Source organism: Lentzea sp. NBRC 105346 (genome assembly GCF_030269605.1).
Classification (GTDB): Bacteria; Actinomycetota; Actinomycetes; order Mycobacteriales; family Pseudonocardiaceae; genus Lentzea.
In genome coordinates this window covers 24,279-46,670 of the sequence record NZ_BSTQ01000022.1, presented here as the reverse complement: position 1 = coordinate 46,670, position 22,392 = coordinate 24,279, and the positions used below count along the sequence as shown (strand labels likewise).

General features: G+C 70.5%; 1 protein-coding gene. It reads right to left on the bottom strand.

The window, feature by feature from the left end; all coding sequences use genetic code 11:
• Window positions 1-65 precede the first annotated feature (65 nt).
• A complete protein-coding gene (locus QSK35_RS36785; protein ID WP_285752339.1) occupies window positions 66-22,388 on the bottom strand; it encodes a non-ribosomal peptide synthase/polyketide synthase in 22,323 nt (7,440 codons plus the stop codon).
• Between the last annotated feature and the right edge of the window lie 4 nt (window positions 22,389-22,392).

Sequence of the window (22,392 nt, the reverse complement as noted above, 5' to 3'; positions counted from 1 at the left end):
AAGGATTGCCGTTAAGGCCACCTTCACTGCGTTCAGCGCAGTGAAGGTGGCCTTAACGGTATCGATCAGTCCGACAGGGCGGAGGCGATCAGGGGGCCGATGATGGTCAGCGCGTGCGGCTCCAGCAACTCCGAGTGCCGGCACGCCACCTCGACCACGCGCAGCGCACCGGACACATGCTCGCGCCAACCCGGCGACGCGGGTGTGGTGAAGCCCTGCTCCGGCACGGTCGCGTCCACGAAGAGCACGTCCCCGTCGAACACGTCGTATCGGGCCTGCGCCAGCATCCGGTCACTGGCCAGATAGTTCTCCAACACACGGGCGATCTGCGCCTCGTCCAGCGCCGCCACACCACCACCGAGCGAGCGCACGAACGGCACCGCCTCCGCGACCGTCAGCGCAGCCGGAACCTCGCAGCCCATCTCGGCAAGCAGCCCGGCGATCGCCGCCGGGCCGTCCCACTCCCCTGTCAGGGCAACGGGTTCGGCCCGTGCGTCCAGCATGCCGAGGAAGCTCACAGTGCGGCCGAGCGCGCGCAGCCGCACGCCGACCATGTGCGCGATCGCGCCACCGAAAGACCATCCCACCAGCCGGATCGGACCGGACGGTGCGACCGACGTGATCCGCGCGGTGTACTCGTCGGCCAGCTCCGTCATGGTGACCGGCAGGTGCGTGGTGCGGCTCAGCAACGGCGACTGCAGGCCGTAGAGCGGGATGTCGTCCGGCAGATACCGCTTGAGCGCGGCGAACTGCCAGCTCAACCCGCTCGCCGGGTGGACGCAGAACAGCGGCGGCCGGGTCCCGGTCCGCAACTGCACCAGAGGTGCCATCGAATCGACTCCCGCGCCGGAGTCGATCAACCTCGCCAGCGCGGCAGGGGTGGCCGCCGCGAACAGCCGGGCCACCGGCAACTCCACGGACAGTTCCCGCCGCAACGCCGTCGCGAGCCGGACCAGCAGCAGCGAATGCCCGCCCAGCGCGAAGAAGTCGTCGTCGACACCGACTTCGTCACGCCCGAGCACCTCGGCGAACACCGTGCACAGCGTGGCTTCGAGCGGCGTACCGGGCTCCCGGCCAGCAGCCACCGCGATGTCGGGCAGCGCCGCGCGGTCCACCTTTCCATTGGGCGTCAACGGGATCTCGGGCAGCTCCAGGACAGCCGGGACCATGTAGGCGGGCAGTCGCTCCGCCAGGTACGGCACCAGCGAATCGGCGGACCCTGTCACGTAGAGCAGCACCCGGTCGCCGCGCACGGTCGCCACCGCACGGGTGACGCCGGGGTGCTCGGCGGCGACGGCCTCGATCTCGCCCAGCTCGATGCGGAAGCCCCGCACCTTCACCTGGTGATCGGCGCGGCCGATGAAGTGCAGCAGTCCGGCCGAGTCCCACCGGGCCAGGTCCCCGGTGCGGTACATCCGGCCGCCGGCCGGGCACGCGACGAACCGCGATGCGGTCAGCCCCGGTCGCCCGAGGTAACCGGTGGCCACCTGGTCGCCCGCGAGGTACAACTCCCCCACCACTCCTGGCGGCACCGGCCGCAGAGCCGAGTCCAGCACGTACGCGCTGGTTCCGGCGAACGGCCGGCCGATCGTCGGACGGGTCCCGTCGACCGAGGAAGACGTTGCCCACACTGTCACTTCGGTCGGCCCGTAGAGGTTGGTCACGCTCGCCGCGCGCGACGCCAGGGTGCGGGCCAGCTCCGGTGGCAACGCCTCGCCGCCGACCAGTGCCCGCACGCCCGACAGGTCCACTTCGGACGATTCGAGCAGCGCCGACCACAGCGACGGCGTGGCCTGCATGACGGTGAAGTCCTTCTCGGCGAGCAGGCGCGGGTCGCGCACCTCGTCGGCCGACGCCAGCACGACTCGGGCACCGGCGGCCAGTGGGGCCATCAGTTCGAGCACCGCGATGTCGAAGGACAGGGTGGTCACGGCCAGCAGCCGGTCCTGCGCGGCGATCGGCGGGGCGGCTGCGAGGAACGCCGCCAGCGCGCTGTGGGGCACCACGACGCCCTTGGGGCGGCCGGTGGAACCGGACGTGTAGATCACGTACGCGGGAGCCGACGGGTCGGGTACGACCGGCGAGAACGGCATCGGCTCGATGTCGTCGAGGTCTTTCAACACAACTGCGGGCTCCGCGTCCTCCACCATGAACCGCAGCCGATCCTCCGGGAACGCCGGGTCCAGCGGCAGATACGCGGCCCCGGTCTTGGCCACCCCGAGCAGCGCCACCACCAAGTCAGCGGTGCGCGGCATCGCCAGCCCGACCAGGTCCCCCGCACCAACCCCGCGGCGCACCAGCATCGCGGCCACGGCGTCGGACAACCCGTCCAACTCGCCGTACGTCAGCACCCGGTCGCCGAACTCACAGGCCACCGCACCAGGCGTCGCCATCGCGCGCGAACGGAACCGCACAAACCACGGCTCCCCAACCTCACCCAACGGTCCGCCGGACCGGAACCGCGCCACATCCGCAGAGTCAGCGGCGGAGAACACGTCCACGGCATGCACCGGCTGGGTCGGATCGGCGGCGAACGCGGCCAGCACGGCCACCAGCCGTTCCACCATCCGCTGTGCCGTCGCGGCGGTGAACCGCGCCGAGTCGTACTCCAGCGTCAGCTCCACGCTGGGCCCGCCATCGACGAACGTGACGTTGAGGTCGACCTTCGGATCGGCCTCGAACCCAGGCGCCTCACCAACCGGAAGCCCCAGGAGCGTGTCACCGCCCGACGCGCGATGGTGGTAACCGAGCATGACCTGGAACAACGGGTTGCGCCCGGCGACGCGCACCGGGTTGACGATCTCCACAACCTGCTGGAACGGCAGCGTCGCGTGCTCGAACGCGGCCAGGTCGGCCTCCCGCACGCGGCGCAGCAACTCCACAAAGGACGGTGAGCCGGACAGGTCGGCCCGCAGCACCACTGTGTTGACGAAGAACCCGACGAGGTCGTTGAGCGCAGCGTCGGTCCGGCCCGATGTTGGGCTGCCGATCGGCACGTCCTCCCCCGCGCCCAGCCGCGACAAGAGGACGGCCAGACCGGTGTGCAGCGCCATGAAGAGGCTCGCCGACTCCGCCTTCGCCACCGAGCGCAACGGCTCGATCATCGACGGCGGCAGGTCGACGGACACCGCGCCCGCACGGCCACCGCGGCCACCATCCGCGGGCGGGGTGATCTCCTCCGGCAGACCGGCCAGGTACGTCCGCCAGAAGTCGCGTTCGGTCGAGAAGCGTGAATCGAGCACCGCGGCGTGCCAGAGCGCGTAGTCGGCGTACTGGACGGGCAACGGATCCCACCCCGGCGCCTCCCCGCGCAGCCGGGCCGCGTAGGCGGTGTCGAGATCGGCGAGGAACGGCCGGTCGGACCACTCGTCCATGGCGATGTGGTGGAGCACAAGTACCAACACCGTGTCGGAACCATCCGAGACCACCGTGCACCGGATCGGCAGCCCCGAGGAGAGCGCGATCGGCGTGGCCAGCGCGTCGGAGATCACGTCGGACACCGGACCCCGCACGACCGAGACCTCGACCGGTTGCGGGTCGAGGATCCGTTGCGCGGGCTCGTCGGTGATCTGGGTGCGCAGCACCTCGTGCCGACCGACCACATCGGACAGTGCCAAACGCAGCACATCGACATCGACGGCACCGTTCAGGCGCACCAGCAGCGGATAGCTGTAGGCGGTCGAACCAGGATCGACCTGTTGCAGCAACCACAACCGTTCCTGAGCCGCCGACAACGGCAACCGGGGAGGACGCGGTCCCGCGACCAGCGCGGGCAAAGCACTGGCACCCGGCAACGCCACCGCGAGACGTTCCGGAGTGCGCGCGTCGAACAGGGTGCGCAGGGAGACGTCCCCGCCAAGCGCTGCCCGGACCCGGCCGAGCAGCCGGATCGCGACCAGCGAGTGGCCGCCGCGGTCGAAGAAGTCGTCCTCGACACCGAAGTCGTCCACCCCGAGCGTCTCGCCGAACAACGCGCATAGCGTGAGTTCGGTGTCCGAGGAAGCCGATCGCGAAGACACGGCCACGGACGAAGCTGGCGGCAGCGCGGCGGTGTCGAGCTTGCCGTTGACCGTCAGCGGCAACGCCGGCACGACCGCCCACGCGGTCGGCACCATGTAGCCGGGAAGCACGGACTTCAGCGAGTGCTGAACCGTCTCCGGCGCCGCGTCACCGACCAGATAGGCGGCCAGCCGAGGCGGGTCGGACAGCGCCAGCACGGCGCATTGCCGCACCCCGGGCTGCCGCGCGACCGCCGCCTCGACCTCGCCGAGCTCGATCCGGTAACCGCGGATCTTCACCTGGTCGTCGGTGCGGCCGAGGAAGTCCAGGTTGCCGTCGGGCCGCACGCGGACGAGGTCGCCCGTGCGGTACAACCGGCCAGGCCCGAACGGGTTGGCCACGAACCGCGCCGCGGTGAGCCCCGCCCGGTGCAGATATCCCCGCGCCAGACCGGTTCCGCTGATGTAGAGCTCGCCGGTCACCCCGGCGGGCACCGGCCGCAGCCACGGGTCCAGCACGTGGCCCACGGTGTTCCAGATCGGGACGCCGACGGTCGCGGTGGCGCTGTCCAGAGTGCCCGCGCCCATAGTGTTGATCGTGTACTCGGTCGGACCGTAGAGGTTGTACGCGGTGACGCCCTCGGTGTCCCGCAACACCTCCCACAATCCTTGCGGCACGGCCTCACCACCGAGCAGCACCAGGGCGGGCCGGTACCCGTCCAGCAGTCCGGCGTCGAGCAGGTGCTGGGCGTAGGTCGGCGTCACGTTGATCACGTCCACGCGATGGCGATCGATGTAGGCGACCAACTCGAGTGCGTCGCGGCGCAGCTGCTCGTCGCAGATGTGCACGTGGTGGCCCTCGACCAGCCACAGCAGCTCCTCCCACGACATGTCGAAGGAGAACGACACGGTGTGCGCGATGGTGAGGATGCGCCCGCCCGCGGCGGCCACGGTCGGGCCGAAGATCGCCTCGCGGTGGTTGAGCTGCATGTTGGTCAGGCCGCGATACGGCGTGACGACACCCTTGGGCCGCCCGGTCGAACCGGACGTGTAGATCACGTACGCCGAGTGTTCGAGCGTCAGCCCCGCCGGTCTGGGAACCGGGGCAGCGCTGAATCCCGACAAATCAATGGTGTCGATACACACCGCGCCGGGGAACCGGTGCGCGACGTCCGATGTGGACAGTACGAGCCGGGGTGCGGCGTCGGCGAGCATGTCGTGCAGGCGGTCGTCCGGGTGGTCGAGCTCCAGCGGCAGGTAGGCGGCCCCGGCCCGCAGCACCGCGAACAGCGCCACCACCATCTCGATCGACCGCGGCACGGCCAGGCCGATGATCACCTCGGGCCCGGCGCCGTGCTCCTGCAGCAACCTGGCCATGCGGTTCACTGACGCGTCGAGCTCGGCGTAGGTCAGCGTCCGGTCCTCGAACGTCAGCGCGAGCGCGTCCGGTGTCCCCGCGGCCTGTTCGGCCAGCAGGTCGGAGATTGTCGCCTCGCCGATCGGGCTGGACTTTCCGGCAGGCGCCGGCGACGACGCGAGCACCAGCGCACCGACCGGGGTGTCGATGTCGGCGATCACCTGGTGCAGCACGGACTCCAGCCGCGCCAGCAGAGCCTCCGCCTCGGCGGCGGGCACCACGTCCGCGCGGTACTCCAGACGCACGCGCAGCTGGCGGCCGGGAGTCGCCACCCAGGTGAGCGGGTAGTGCGTCGCGTCGGCGTGCTCCACACCGGTGATGCCGTGCATGGCCTCGAGGTCGGTGAACGTGTCGTCGTCGAGGAAGTTCTGCAGCACGTACAGGTTGTCGAACAACGGTCCGCGGCCGATCGCCCGCTGGATGTCGCCGAGTCCGAGGTAGTCGTGGGCCATCAGGTCGACCCGGTCGGCCTGCACCCGGCGGACCACGGTGGACACCGGTTCGCCGGGCGCCATCCGGACCGTCGCGGGCACGGTGTTGAGGAAGACGCCCACGACCTCGTCGATGCCGTCGAGCTCGGTGGGGCGGCCCGCGACCGTGATGCCGAACGAGGCCTCGTCGCGCCCCGAAGCGTGCCCGAGCACCACGGCGAGCGCGGTGCTCAGCACGGCGTTGAGGGTTACTCCGCCCTGCCGCACCACCGTGTTCAGCCGCTCGGTGTCGGTCGTGGAGAGCTGGAACGAAAGGCTGGTGGCGAGCACCGGCTCGGTGCCGGCGGCGGCCGGGTAGAGCACGGTCGGCTCGGTGAGCCCGGCGAACGCGTCCGACCACGCCTTGCGGGACGCGTCGGCGTCCTGCCGGTCCAGCCAGCGCAGGTAGTCCGGGAACGACGCGCGGGGCAGCGGTTCGGTGCGGCCCGCGTAGTGGCCGAACAGGTCGCGCAGCACGAGTTCGCGCGACCAGCCGTCCCACAGCAGCATGTGGTAGGTGAGCAGCAGCCGGTCGTGCTCGGGCAGCCGCACGACGGTCAGCCGGCACAGCGGCGGGCGGGCCAGGTCGAACGGAGCCCGCCGGTCGGCGGCCATCAGCTCGGCAAGACCCTCCACAGTGGACTCGATCACGGCGACCCGCGCGTCCAGATCGGCTCCGACCAACGCCACCGGCCGGGGCAGCCCCTCGGCGGTGAAGCCGAGCCGCGTCGCCGGATGCCGTTCGAGCACCGCGGCGAACGCCCTGGACAACGCGTCGGCATCCAGTCGTCCCGCGAAGTCGAAGGCGTTCTGCGCCACGTACACGTCCGCGTCGCCCGCCAGGCCGGCCTGGAAGAACAGGCCGTCCTGCAACGGGGACAGCGGCCAGATGTCGCACACCGCGACGTCGGTGGCGCCGGTCGCGCGGTCGATCTCGGCCGGTGTCAGTGTGATCAGGTCCGGCGTGATCCGGTGTTCGGCGGTCGCCAGGTCACGCAGTGCGCCAGCCCACGCGTCGGCGAGCGCGGTCACGCCGTTGAGGCCGACACCGTCGTCGGTGTAGGTGAGGACGGCTTCCAACTCTGGGCCGGCCGGGGTGTCCCGGCACAGCGCGTTGATCTCGAGCAGGTACGGCGTGCCGAGATCTGGATCGGGCTTGGTGGACAACGGTTCCGGCGCGGACTCCCAGTCCTCGCCGGTACTCGCGGGGAAACGGCCGAGGTAGTTGAACAGCACCTGCGGACTGCCCGCATGAGCCAGCACCGCCGCCGTGCGAGCGTTGCAGTACCGCAGCAGGCCATAGCCGATGCCGTTGTCAGGCGCGGCGCCGAGCCTGTCCTTCACCTCCTTGATGGTGGTCACCGCGGGCAGGCGGACCGGAGCGATGGCGGTGAACCAGCCGACCGTGCGCGACAGGTCGACGTCATCGGTCAGCTGCTCGCGGCCATGCCGCTCCAGGTCGAGCACCAGCGCCGTGTCGTCGGCGCCGCGTTCGGTCCGCCAGCGGGTGACTGCCATGCGCAACCCGGTGACCAGGACGTCGGTGATGTCCGCTTTGACGGCCGCGGGCACGGTCGTGAGCAGTGGCAGGGTGATCTCGGCGGGCACCTTGAGCACGTGATCACGGGTACCGCCAACGGTCAGGCCGACCGGGTGCTTCGCGGGGTCGAGCTCACCGCCGGGAGCCGTGACCTCGTTCCAGTGCGCGAACTCCGCGAGCCGGGCCGACCCGCTCGCCTGCTCGTGCAACAGCTTCGCGTAGGCACGCACCGACGTGCCGGCCGGGCCGGGACCGTCGCGCAGGTCGTCGAGCAGGATGTGCCAGGACACGCCGTCCACGACGAGGTGGTGTGCCACCAGCAGCAACCGGCCCTGTTCGGACCCGCGGTCGAACCAGACCGGGGACAGCACCGCGCCGGTGTCCGGGTCGAGCCGGTCGGTCGCGGCGTCGGACTCGGCCAGGATCAACGCCTCGAACGCGTCGCCGTCGAGACCGATCGCGTCGACCACCCGCACGGTGTGGGTGAACTCGGCGACGGTTTCCAGAGACCACAACGTCGGCGCGGGCCGGCTCAGTCGCAGCCGCAACGCGTCGTGCCGGGCGACGAGTGCGTCCACGCGGCGCTGGATCTCCGGCGCGGTCATGTCCGCCGGGGTGCGGATCAGCTCGGCCTGGTTGTGCCGGTTGATCCGGCCACCCAGTTCGGCCAGCCGTTGCACGATCGGCATCGGCATGATCTCGCCGACGCCGTCCGACGGGACGACCACCGCTTCTGTGGTCTGTCCGAGGGCCGCCAGTGCGGCCGGGGTGCGGTGCACGAACACGTCGCGCGGCGTGATCTTCAGCCCCTGCCGCCGGGCGCGGTTGACCAGCTGGATGGCGATGATGCTGTCGCCGCCGAGGGTGAAGAAGTCGTCGTCCGCCCCGGCGCCGTCCAGGCCTATCACCTCGGCGAACAACGTCTGCAGCGCCTCGACGACCGGATCGGCCGAGGCCTGCTGCGTGACCTTTCGCGTGGGTTCGGGCAGTGCGTCGCGGTCGAGCTTGCCGTTGACCGTCAACGGCAGCGCGTCCAGCGTCACGAACGCCTTCGGCACCATGTAGTCCGGCAACGTCCGTGCCAACGTCTCGCGCACGACCTCTGTGTCCACAGTGGACCGAGTGACGAGGTAACCGACCAGCCGCTGGTCCCGTACGGTGACCGCCGCGTTGGCCACCTCGGGCAACGCGAGCAGCGCCGCCTCGATCTCCCCGAGCTCGATCCGGTAGCCGCGGATCTTGACCTGCTGGTCCGATCGGCCCAGGTAGACGAGGTCGCCGTCGTCGGTCCACCGCGCCAGGTCGCCGGACCGGTACAGCCGGCCCGGTCCGAACGGGTTGGCCACGAACCGCGTGGCGCTCAGCCCGGCCCGGCCGAGGTAGCCGCGGGCGAGCTGGTCGCCGGACACGTAGATCTCCCCCGCCACACCGGGCGGGACCGGCCGCAGATAGTGGTCGAGCAGGTGGATCCCGAGGCTGGGCAACGGTCCGCCGATCACACTGTCGGTGTCCGTCGCGCGCAGCTCGCGGAACGACACGTGCACGCAGGTCTCGGTGATGCCGTACATGTTGACCAGCCGCGGCGCGTCGTCGCCGTACCGCTCGAACCACGGCGCCAGCCGCGCCACGTCCAGCGCCTCGCCACCGAACACGACGTACCGCAACGCCAATGGTTCGGCTGAGCGGTCGGCCTCGACCAGCGGGTAGAACGCCGACGGCGTCTGGGAAAGAACCGTCACGCCCTCGGTCCGCAGCAGCTCGTGGAACCGCTGCGGGTCGCGAGCCGTGTCGTGGTCGACGATCACCAGCCGGCCACCGGTCAGCAGCGGTCCCCACAGCTCCCACACCGAGAAGTCGAACGCGTAGGAGTGGAACAGGGTCCACACGTCCGACGCGTCGAAGTCGAACACCTCCTCGGCGGCGGCCAACAAGGTCCGGACGTTCCGGTGAGTCACCGTGACGCCCTTGGGCTTGCCGGTCGACCCCGAGGTGTAGATGACGTACGCCGCGTTGTCCGCCGTAAGTCCCACCGGTCCGACCGGCTCGGTCGAATGCGCGGGCAGCTCGTCCAGCGCTATCACCGGCACAGCAGAGTCGATCAACGTGTCGGCGATCAGGCAGACCGGTTCGGAGTCGGCCAGGATGTAGGCCAGCCGCTCGGCGGGCGCGCTCGTGTCAACGGGCACGTAACAGCCACCGGCCTTGAGCACACCGAGCATCGCGACGATCAGGTCCGGGCCTCGGCGCATCGAGATCGCGACCCGCGACTCGGTCCGGACACCGCGCGCGATCAGCTCGCGCGCGAGCCGGTTCGAGACCTCGTCGAGCTCGCGGTAGGTGAACGCACCGGCGATGGCGACGGCGTCCGGGTTCGCGGGACGGAAGGCGTCTACCAGCGTGCCGGATACTCGTGAGTGGTTTCCGTCGCTATGACGACGGAAACCACTCACGACCAACCCCGCCACCGTGGAACCAAGGTCGTCGGCGAACGCCTTGACGATCAGCGCAACCTGGTCGAGCAACCGCCGGGCGGCCGCCTCCCCGACAAGCTCCACGTCGTACTTGATCTCCAGGAGCAGTTCCTCGCCGGGGAACGCCACGAGCGACACCGGATAGTGCGGCGAGTCGGTGCCGGTGAAGCCGCGCACGGCCAGTCCGGGCTTGTCGTTCTCCCGCACCGCGGGGAAGTTCTCGACCACCACGACGGTGTCGAACAGCTCCCGCACACCGGTCATCCGCGCCAGCTCGGCGAGGCCGACCTGTTGCGCGTCCAGCACGTCGGCCTGCTGATGCTGCAACCGGGTCAGTACGTCGCCGAGGGTGTCGTTCGGTGCCCACGACATCGGCACCGGCACGGTGTTGATCAGCAGTCCGACGACGGACTCGACACCGGGCAGCTCACCGCCGCGGCCGGAGACCGTGGAACCGAACACCACCTGATCGCGGCCGAGCAACCGGCCCAGCAGCAGACCCCAGGCGGCGTGCACGATCGTGCTGACCGTGACGCCGTGCCGGCGCGCGAGCCCGTCCACCGCAGGGATCGCGCGGGTGACGCTGTCGTGCCGGGACACGACGTCGCTCGCCTCGACCGGGACCAGGCGCGTGCCCTCGTGGACGTCCGCCAGCGCGCGGGCCCACGTCTCGCGGGCCTCGGCCGGGTCGCGCGACACGATCGTCTCGACGTGGTCGCGGAAGGTCACCGCCGGGGCGGGCAGGTCGCCGTCGCGTTCGTAGGCCTCGATCACGTCGTTGAACATCAGCGGGTAGGACCAGCCGTCGGCCGCGATGTGGTGCATGGTCTCGACGAGCCGGTGTTCGGTCTCGCTCAACGACACCACGGCGTAGCGCAGCACCGGCGCAACGGCCAGATCAAACGGCTTCGCCAACTCCGCGGCACAGAACTCCGCGAGTTCCTCGGGTGTGGCCCGCAACGCCTGCCACGGCACCGTCACGTCGTCCAGGACGACCTGGACCACCCGGCCGTCGCCGAGCTCACGGAAGCAGACCCGCAACGCGTCGTGCCTGCGCACCATCGCTTCCACAGCGCGACGCAGCCGGTCCGGGTCCAGCGGGCCGGTGAGCTCCGCGACCTGTTGGACGACATAGGTGTCGTGTTCGGCGAACGAGGCGTGGAAGTACATGCCCTGCTGCAACGGCAGCAGCGGCAGGACGTCCCGCACGTCGCCGAGCGCGTCGACATCGTCCTGGGTCAGCATGACGAGCGGGAAGTCCGACGGGGTGTGCCCGGCGAGATCGGCCTCGGTCAACGCCGTCAGCACCGCCATCCAGCGCTCGGCCAGATCGTCCACTTCGGACTGCACGAGGATCCCCGACGGCCACGCCAGGGTCGCGGTGAAGACACCGTCCTGGACCATGGCGTTGACCTCCAACGCCATGGCCGGGTTCGCCGGGTCGACGGCCTCCCGCAGCGGGCCGACCGGCGCCCACTCGCCGGTCGCGCCGCCGTCGAACCGGCCGAGGTAGTTGAACAGGATCTGCGGCGCGGGTCCGTCGAGGGTCCGGTCGAGGTGGCGCAGCATGCCGTAGCCGAGCCCCTTCGACGGGACGGCACGCAGCTGTTCCTTGACCGCCTTGGCAGCGGTGGCCAGGTCGGTCACGCCGGGGTCGATGCGGACCGGGTGGATGTTGGTGAACCAGCCGATCGTCCGGGACAGGTCCAGGTCGGCGCCGAACACCTCGGCATCGCGGCCGTGGCCCTCCAGCAGCAGCACCACGGCGTCCCCACGCGAGCGCCATTCGTTCAGCGCGACCGCGAACCCGGTCAGGAGCACGTCGTTCACGCCGCCGTACATCGAGGCGGGCGTGGTGGACACGAGCGCCGCGCTGACGTCGGCGGGCAACGAAACCGTGATCGATCGCACGGTGGCGGCGGTGTCGACCGCCGGGTCGACCGGCCGCGATCCCAGTGCGGGATCCGGGGTGTCCAGTACCGAACGCCAGTGGCCCGCCTCGGCACGGAACCGTTCCACCGCACCGGAAACGATTCGCGACCAGGCACGGAACGAGGTAGGTACCGGCGCGAGGTCCGGCTCCCGCCCACTCTGGACGGCACGCCACGCGTCGGCGAGGTCCTCGCCGATGATGCGCCACGAGACGCCGTCCACCACCAGGTGGTGGATTTCCAGCAGCAGCTCGTCGTTCTCCCAGAGCGCCCGCAGCATCACGCCGTTATCCGGATCAAGTTCACCATCGAACGTCCGCTCGCCCGGAGGCGGAACCACGAGCGACCAGTCGTCGCCGTCGCGGTCGAGCTTCGCGCGCAACAGGTCGTGCCGATCGACCAGGGCCTGCAGCACGGTGTCCAGCTGCGCACGGGTCATCCCGACCGGCGTGCGGAACCGCATCGCCTGGTAGAAGCCCGTCAGCGGGGTGCGGGCGTGCAACGTCTCGGCGAGCATCGGCGTGAGGCTGATCGTGCCGACTCCATCGTCCACAATGGTCTCGCGCTGTACGACCGCAGTTGCCGCCACCAGCGCCCGGACACTGCGGCGGCGGAAGACGTCGCGCGGCGTGATCCCCAGACCGGCCCGGCGGGCGCGGCCGGACACCGCGATCGAGGAGATGCTGTCGCCGCCGAGTGCGAAGAAATCGTCGTCGATACCGACGGACGGCAGGCCGAGCACCTCGGCGTAGATGCCGCACAGCGCGCGTTCCCGTTGGTCGCGCGGACCCTGCTGGGTACCGGCCGACGGCGCGACGGGCTCGGGCAGGGCGGCGACGTCGAGTTTTCCGTTGACGGTCAGCGGAAGCGCGTCCACGACGCCGAACAGGGACGGCACCATGTAGTCCGGCAGACGCTCGGCCAGCGCGGCCCGCAGCTCCGGCAACGACACCTCACCGGCCGGGACGACGTAGGCGATCAGCTTCTTGAGTCCGGTGACGACCGAGTCGGTGCGCGCGATCACGGCCGCCTGCCGCACCTCGGGCAGCGCGGACAGCACCGCCTCGACCTCGCCCAGCTCGACGCGGTGACCGCGGATCTTCACCTGGTCGTCGCTGCGGCCGAGGAAGTCGAGGTTGCCGTCCGGGCGTTCCCGGACGAGGTCGCCGGTGCGGTACATGCGTCCACCGGGTTCGAACGGGTTCGCCACGAACCGCGCCGAGGTCAGCCCGGTCGCGTGCAGGTATCCCCTGGCCAGGCCCGCGCCCGCGATGTACAGCTCGCCGGCGACACCGAGCGGCACCGGCCGCAGCCACGCGTCGAGCACGTAGGCCCGCGTGTTCCAGATCGGCTTGCCGACCGTGGACGTGGGGCTGTCGTCCGTGCCCGCGCCGAGGGTGTTGATGGTGTATTCGGTGGGGCCGTAAAGGTTGTAGCCGCGCGGGCCGTCCGGTTCACGCAGCCGGGTCCATACGGCCTCGCTGACCGCCTCGCCACCGAGCAGCACCTGGCACGGCGGGTGGGCCGCTGGGTCGAGCAGGCCTTCCTCGAAGAGGTGGTGGGCGTAGGTCGGCGTCACGTTGATGACGTCGATGCGGTGGGTCTGGCAGTAGGCGACAAGAGCGGTCGCGTCGCGCCGCAGTTCCTCGTCGCAGATGTGCACCTCGTGGCCCTCGACCAGCCAGAGCAGCTCCTCCCACGACATGTCGAAGGAGAACGACACGGTGTGCGCGATGCGCAGCCGCCGCCCGGCGCGGCGGACCGTCGGGTCGAAGATCTCGGCGCGGTGGTTGAGCTGCATGTTCGTCAGGCCGGCGTACGGCGTGACGACGCCCTTGGGCTTGCCGGTCGAACCGGACGTGTAGATCACGTACGCGGCGTGGTCGAGCCTGACGGTGCCTCTCGGGAGCGGATCGCCGGGGTACTCGTCGAGGTCGACCGTGTCCAGCACGATCGTGGTGGCGTCGAGCTCGGGACCCGATGCGGTGCGCAGCAACAGCTTCGGCCGGGCGTCGGCGATCATGCCCGCGAGGCGTTCGACGGGGTGGTCGAGTTCGAGCGGCAGGTAGGCGGCGCCGGAGCGCAGCACCGCGAACAACGCCACGACCATGTCGATCGACCGCGGCAACGCCAGCGCCACGACGACCTCGGGCCCGGCGCCGTGCGCGAGCAGCAGTCGGGTCATGTGGTTGACGCGCTCATCCAGTTCGGCATAGGTCAGCCTCTGGTCACCGAAAACCAGGGCGATCTCGTCCCGACATTCGGAGGCGCGTTCGGCGAGCAGGTCGGCGATGCTGGCCGTGCCGATCTGGTTCTCCTTCCCCGCCAACGCGTCGCGATCGCCGGGCAGCGTGAGGTCCAGCTGCGCGACCGGGGTGTGCAGCCCCTCGGCGAGCTGTTCGAGCACCGCGCGGAACCGGTCGACCAACCCCTGTGCCCGCGTCTCGGTCACGACATCGGGCCGGTACTCGAGCTTGATCCGCAGGTTGGCACCGGGCGTCAGCACCCAGGTGAGCGGGTAGTGGGTGGTGTCGACGTACTCGACGCCGACGATGCCCTGTGCCCGTTCCAGATCGGTGAACGTGCCGTCGGCGAGGAAGTTCTGCAGCACGTACAACGTGTCGAAGAGCTGGTCGTGGCCCGCGGCCCGGTGGATCTCGCCAAGCCCGAGGTACTCGTGCGGCGCCAGGTCGAGCCGATCGTTCTGCGCGGTCAGCGCCAGGTCGAGCACAGTGGTCCCTGGGCCGGGGGCGACGCGGGCGGGCACGGTGTTGAGGAACAGGCCGATGACCTCGTCGATACCGGCCAGGTCGGTGGGCCTTCCGGCGACGGTCGTGCCGAACACGACGTCCGCGCGGCCGGTCTCGCGGCCGAGTACCAGGCCGAGCGCAACGGTGAACAGTGAGTTCAGCGTGACGCCGCCCTGCCGGGCGCGGTCGGTGAGCCGGGCAGTGAGGTCGGCGGGCAGGGCGGTGAGGATGCGGTCGGACAGGATCGGGTCGCGGCCGGTCGCCTCCGGCACCACGATCGTCGGCTCGGTGATCCCGGCCAGCGCCTCGCGCCAGGCCGCGATCGACTTCTCGGTGTCCTGTGTGGACAGCCAGTCGAGGTAATCGGGGAAGGCCCGGCCGGTGGGCAGCACGCCCCGCTCGCCGCGCGAGTCGTACAGCGCGAACAGCTCCCGCAGCACCAGCTCGCGCGACCAGCCGTCCCACAGCAGGAAGTGGCTGGTCAGCAGCAGTTTGTCGCGGCCTTCGGGCAGCCGGATGACGGTCATCCGCAGCAGCGGCGGCCGGGTGAGGTCGAACGGCGTCTCGTGGTCGGCCTTCATCACCGCGGCAACGTCGGCATTCTCGACGACTCGGACTTCCACCGGCGGCTCCGGCGCAATGAACTGCACGACAACTGGCAGGTCGTCGCTGACGAACCCGGCCCGCAGCACGGGATGCCGACGCAGCAATGCCTTCAGTGCCAGCGTCATCGCATCGACGTCGATGCGGCGGTCGAAGTCGAAGACGTTCTGCGCGATGTAGGTGGCCCCGCTGTCGAACGCGGCTTGGTAGTAGACGCCCTGCTGCAGCGGGGACAGTCCCCAGATCTCCTCGACCGCTCCCCCGGCGGCCACGACGACCCGGTCGACCTCGTCGGCCGTCAGCTCCACCGACCGCAACGGGACCGACTCGGTCAGTGCTCGACGCCATGCTTCGGCATCGAACTGATCGGTGACCTGGCGAACCGTGGCTATCACCCCGTCCTTTGTGGACTGCAGGTCCAGCTCGACGGCGTACTGGTCGCCGAGGAACGGGTCGGCGTCGGAGTCGACGGCGAGTGGCGCCCACCCATTGGGCCGGTGCGCGATCCCGCGCAGCTTCAGCAGCACCTGGGCCTGTGCGCCACGGGCCAGCACCCGGCTGGCGCGGGCGTGGCAGTACCGCAATACGCCGTAACCGATTCCCTGGTCCGGCGCGTTGTCGGGCGTGCCGAGCCGGACGGGGACGATCATCGAGCACTCGCCGACCGTGCGGGCCGTGGCAGCGTCACGTGTGGTGCGTTCGACGTCGACCAGCACGTCACCGGCCACGGCCCGCAGTGCGGCGAGGGCGATCTCTTCGGTGATTCCTGTGCCTAGGCGGAACCGGTGCGTGACGATGTCATCGCCGCCGAGGAAGTCCGGCAGCAGCTCGGCGCCCGGCTGCGTGACCGCCTTCCAGTGGTCCAGCTCGCCGAGCCGGTCGTGCGCGCCTTCCACGACCTGACGGGCGTATCGGCGCAACGACGTCGTGCGCTCGGGCAGCGACCGTCCCGCGAGCACGCTCGCGATGTCGTCCATGACGATCATCAACGCCGTGCCGTCGGCGACCAGCGCGGGCGCTTCCAGGCGAACCTGGTTGGGCGCCAGCAGGGTGACGTCGAGCAGATCGCCGCCCTCGGCCGTGGTCTCCAGGTCGAGCAGGTCGTCGTCGCCGGTGATCCGCAACCGCAGCCCGGCGTGATGGGCGACCACCGCGCGCACCGCGGCTTTGACCGCTGTTTCGTTGGTGTCAAACGGGAGTGCGGCCAGCACGCGCCGCCGGAACCCGGAGGTGTCCGTCTCGCACCAGCGTTCAACGATCGGCAGCAGGGCGACCGTGCCCAGTGCCTCCGGATCGTCGTCCAGTGCGGGCAGGTGGGCTTCGATGGCGGCGACCGTACGCATGCGGAAGATGTCCTGTGGGGTGAGTCGGATGTCGTGCGCGGCGAGCCGGTTCACCAGGCGGATCGCCCGGATGCTGTCGCCGCCGATCGCGAAGAAGTCGTCGTCCACGCCGATGTCCGGCACGCCGACGACCTCCGCGACCAGCGCGCAGATGGTGGCTTCGCGGTCGGTGCGCGGCCGGGTCGTGGTGCCGGCGGCCGCCGGTTCGGGCAGGTTCCCGCGGTCGCGCTTGCCGTTGGGCAACGTGGGCAGGCGATCCAGCACGGTGATCGTCGCGGGCACGAGGTGGCCGGGCAGCTCTGCCCGCAACGCGGCGAGCACGACCTGCGGTTCGACGTCGCCGACGACATAGGCGTGCAGCGACTGCCCGCTGCCCGCCTCGCCACGCACGGCGGCGACCGCATCGACGATCTCGTTGCGGCGCAGCAGCGCGGACTCCAGCTCGGCGAGCTCGACGCGGTAGCCGTTGATCTTCACCTGGTCGTCGGCGCGGCCGAGGAACTCGACCTGACCGTCGGCGTTCCACCGCCCGCGGTCGCCGGTGCGATAAAGGCGGTCTCCCGGCATGCCGAACGGATCGGCGACGAACCGCAGCGCCGTCTGTCCACTTTGGCCGAGGTAGCCGCGGGCGAGCTGCACGCCGCCCACGTAGATCTCGCCGACCGCACCGGGTGCGGCCGGGTTCAACCGCGCGTCGAGGACGTGAACGCGGACACCGGGCACCGGCGTGCCAAGCGGGACGACCGCCGGTTCGCCGTGCACCACGGTGGCCAGCACGTCGCCGACGACCTCGGACGAGCCGTAGGAGTTGACGATCTCCGCTTCCGGCGACGCTTTGCGCAGCTTCCGGACACACGCGCCGTCGAGCGCTTCGCCGCTGAGAATCCACCTGCGGAGGTTTCCGAGCGGCGAGTCGGCCAGCACCGCGGCCAGGCTCGGCACCGCCAGCAGCTGCTGCGCGCCCGACCGTTCGACCAGGTCAACGATCTCGTTGCCCTCGGCGATGACCATGGTGGCGCCGGCGGCCAGACCGCCGAGCAGCTCGGTGGTGCCGTCGATGAAGCTCAGCGAGCTCTTGGCCAGCCGGACGTCGGCGTCCCAGGTGTTCTTGGCCCACGCCAGGCGGTTCGAGAGGCCGCCGTGCGTGCCGACGACCGCCTTGGGGCGTCCGGTGGAACCCGATGTGTACACCACGGACACGGCGTCGTCCGGCGTAACCGCGACATCGGTTGTGGGACCGTCGAGCTCGCGGACGTTGCGCACGTCGTGTGCGGACAAGGCGCGCGCCGAGCCGTCGTCGACCAGCACGAGTGCCGGGCGGGAGTCGGTGAGCATGAACTCCACGCGCGCGGCCGGGTATCCGGGGTCGACCGGCAGGTAGGCGGCCCCGGCGCGCATGACGCCGAGCAGCGCGATGGCCATGTCGGCCGACCGGCTGGTGGCGACCGCGACGATGTCGCCGCGCTCGACGCCGAGATTCTTGAGCGCCCCGGCGACCTTCCCGGAACGCTCCATCAGCTCGGCGTAGGTGACCGTACGGTCCCCGGCGATCAACGCCGTGCGTTCCGGGTTGTGTGCCGCGATGAGTTCGGTCACCGGCGTCGTGTCTGGTGCACCACCATTGGCCGCGCTGGTGAGCCATGCCCGTTGGGTGTCGGACACCAGCGAGATCGGCTCGTCGTCGACGAGCGCTTGGAGGACTCGCGCGTACTGGTCGAGCAGTCGGGCGGCGTCGTCCGGGCTGACCACGGCCTGGTCGTGGGTGAGGAGCACCTCGAGCTGCTCCCCTGGCTTGACCATCAGCGTCGCCGGGTAGTGCGGGGCCTCGATGACGTCCATGCCGGTGATGGCGAGGTCGCCGGCGGAGAGGTTGTCGACCGTGGGGTAGTTCTCGATGACGACGAGGGTGTCGAACAGTTCGTCCACGCCGAGCCGCTGCTGCAGGGCGGCGAGGGGGACGTGTTCGTGCTCCATGGCGTCGGCCAGTGTGCGGGCGAACCCGTGGAGATCGTCGCCGTGGATGACGGCCGGGACGGTGTTGATCAGGAGGCCGACGATGTCGTCGATGCCGGGCAGGTCGCCGCCGCGCCCGGACACCGTGAGGCCGAAGGTGACGTCGCGGCGGCCGGTGACGTGGCCGAGGAGGATGCCCCACGCCCCGGCGATCACGGCGCCGACGGTCAGGCCCTGTTGCCGGGCCCACTCTTCGATGCCTGGAAGCTCTCGGCGCTGCCGGCCGAAACCGGCGCCTGGGGCGGGCGCGAGCGCCTCGACACCTGGCGCCTCCTGCCGCTGCCCACCGACCCCTCTCCCCTCCACCGGCGCGAGCGCGTCGGCGAGGCGGGTCGGTTCACCGATGCCCTCCAACACCCCCTCCCAAGCAGCGAGCGAAGCCTCGACGTCCCGCCGCTGCGCGAGAAACCCCTTGTACGCCACCGGCTTCGGCAGCTCGACACCCTCGTAGAGCGCCATCAACTCCCGGAGCACCAGCGGCACCGACCACCCATCGGCGACGATGTGGTGCACCGTCTGGATCAGCACGTGCCGCGTAGCGCTCAGCCGCACCAGGACGTACCGCATGGCCGGCGGCACAGCCAAATCAAACGGCAGCGCCCGTTCCCGCGCGGCAACCTCGTCGACATCGGCGTTCTCCTCGACCCGCCAAGGCACCCGCGGCGGCTCACCGAGCACGGCAACGACCTGACCGTCAGAACCACTGACGAACGCGGCCCCGAGCTGCGGGTGACGTTCAACAACGCGATCGGCGGCGCGGCGCAGGCGCGAGGCGTCCAACGGACCGGTGAGCTCGACCAACTGCTGCACCACATACGGGTCAGTGCCGCCGAACGTGGCGTGAAAGTAGAGCCCATCCTGCAACGGCGTCAGCGGCAGCACGTCCCGCGGCCGCCACCGATCAACGTCCACTTGCGACACTCGTACGAGCGGGAAGTCCGACGGCGTGTGCCCGACGACGTCACTGGATGCGATGGCGTGCAACGCCTGCACCCACAGTGCCGCCAGCTCCCGCACGTCGCTCTCCGCCAGCACCGCGCCCGGCCAGCTGAACGTGGCACGCAGCGACGAGTCCACCGCGATCGAGTTGATCTCCAGTACGCGCGGCAGCGGCATCCGCGGGTCGCGCTCCTCGACGACGTCGGAGTCGAACCGGCCGAGGTAGTTGAACAACACCTGCGGTGCGACCGCGAGGTCGGGCCGCGGTGAAGAACCCAGGTAGCGCAGGGCGCCGTAACCGATGCCGTTGCGCGGCACCGCACGCAGCTGTTCCTTGACCGACTTCACCAGTGCCGCGACGTCGTCGGTGTCGACGCGCAGCGGGACCGGATAGAGGGTCGTGAACCAGCCGACCGTGCGGGAGAGGTCGACGTCGACGACCTCCTCGCGGCCGTGCCCCTCCAGCTCCAGCACGACGCGGTCCATGCCGCGCCACTGTTTCAACGCGAGCAGCAGCCCGGCGACCAGGACGTCGTTGACCCCGCCGTGGATGGCGGCGGGCACGTCGGTGAGCAGCCGCTGCGAGACGTCCGGTGCGACCGAGACGGTGACGGTCCGTTCGGTGGCGACAATGTGGCGTGCCGGGTCCAGTTCCCCGAGAAAAGGTTCGGCCGCAGCGACGGCCTCAAGCCAGAACGGTTCCTCATCGGCGAAGGCACCTGAGAGAGTCGCCTCGCGCAAGGCGGTCGCCCACTGGCGGAACGACGTCGGCACCGGCTGCGGCGCGGTGCCCTCCCACGCGGCGCGCAGGTCCTCGGCGAGGATGTGCAGCGAGACGCCGTCGACGATCACGTGGTGCAGCACCAGGGTCAGGGCGTTGTCCTGCCACGTCATCCGCACCATGCGCCCGGCGCTCGGGTCGAGTGGCGCCGCGTTCAGGACGTCAAGAGCCGTCACCGCACCCACGGGCGCCACGACCAGCGCGGTCCCGTCGAACCGGGCGCGCAGCATGTCGTGCGTGGCCAGCAAGGCGTCGATCGACGACTCCAGCTGCTGCCGCGTCAACCCAGGTGGCGTCGGCACGGTCACGGACTGGAAGAACCCGTCCATGCCTGAGCCGACCTCGTTGAGCCACGCCAGCACCGGCGTGACCGGCACGTCGCCGACGCCGTCCACGGCCACAGTGGCGGAGACGGGCTGGACCACGGCGGCCAGCGCAGCGGGCGTGCGCAAGGCGAACAGGTCCCGCACCCGCACCGCGAACCCGGCGGATCGCGCCTGCCGCACGACGCCGATGGCCACGATGCTGTCGCCGCCGAGCGCGAAGAAGTCGTCGTCGGCGCCAACGGGACGGCCGAGCACCGCCGTAAAGATCTCGCACAGCGCGCGTTCGACCGGGGACGACGCTGCGCGGCTCGTGCTCTGCACCATGACCGGCGAAGGCAGGGAGCGGCGGTCCACCTTTCCGTTGGCCGTCAACGGGAACGACGGCAACGCCACGAAGTGACTCGGCACCATGTACTCGGGCAGCCGCGACGCACACCACGGCGCGAGGTCGTCCGGCACGGCGTCCGCGAGCACGTAGCCGACGAGCTGCTGGGCACCGGCGGTGCTGCGGTGCACGGTCACGACCGCTTGACGCACCAGCGGATGCGTGGCGAGCGCCGCCTCGACCTCCTCCAGCTCCAGGCGCATGCCGCGGATCTTGACCTGGTTGTCGGCCCGGCCGACGAACTCGAGCGTTCCGTCACCGCACCAGCGCACGAGGTCGCCCGTGCGGTACAGGCGGGAACCCGGTGCACCGAACGGGTTCGCCACGAACCGCGCCGCGGTGAGTCCCGGCGAGCGCACGTATCCGCGTCCCAGCAGGAAACCAGCCGCGTACAGTTCGCCGGTCTCGCCGGGCGGCAACGGGTTCAGCGCGTCGTCGAGGACGTAGAGCTGGGTGTGCGGGTTGGGCCGGCCGATCGACGTGGCGATGCGTTCCGCGGTGTCGGCGTAGATGACGTGCGAGACGCCGATCGTGGCCTCGGCCGGGCCGTAGCCGTGGTACAGGGTAGTGGTGAGCTGACCGCGGAACCGCTCGAACAGCTCCGGCGTCAGCACTTCCCCGCCGCACCACACGTGTTTGAGACCGAGCAGCAGGTCCGCGCCGCGCGCCAGCTCCAGCAGCACGTCGAGCATCGAGGACACCAGGTAAACGAACGTGACGCCCTCGGTCGCGATCAGGTCCAGCAGGTACTGCGGGTCGCGTTCCCCGCCCGGCTCGGCTACCACGACGTAGCCACCGGACACCAGCGGCAGCAGGATCTCGTTGACCGAGATGTCGAACGACAGTGGCGCCTTGAACAGCGAGGCGTCGCCGGGGCCGAACTTGAGGATCTCCTCGACCTGCCAGCGCAGTCGTTCACAGATCGCCTCGTGGCGGATCATCGCACCCTTGGGGCGGCCGGTGGAACCCGAGGTGAAGATGACGTAGGCGAGCCGGCCGGGCTCGATGTCCAGCTCGAGTGGGTCGCCCGGCCCGTCCACTTGCCGGACCGCCTCCAGATCAAGGGAGATGCGGACGCCCGCGTCGGCCTTGACCTGCTCACGTCGTTCGGCGGGCCACGCCGGGTCGACGGGCACGAACGCGCCACCGGCGACCATCGTCGCCAGCACCGCGACCACCATCTCGGCCGACCGCGGCAGCTCGATCGCGACGACCTCTTCGGGCGCCAGCCCCGTGGCGCGTAACGCCCGCGCGACCTGGCTGACCTTTGTGGACAGTTCGGCGTAGGTGAGCCGAACGCCGCCCGCGACGAGCGCGAGCGCCTCCGGGGTCCGCCGGGCCTGCGCGTGGAACATCGCTGGGACCGTGGTGGTCCGCGCGGGCAGGCTTGCGTCATTCCAGTTCTCGATGGTCCGCAGCACGAAC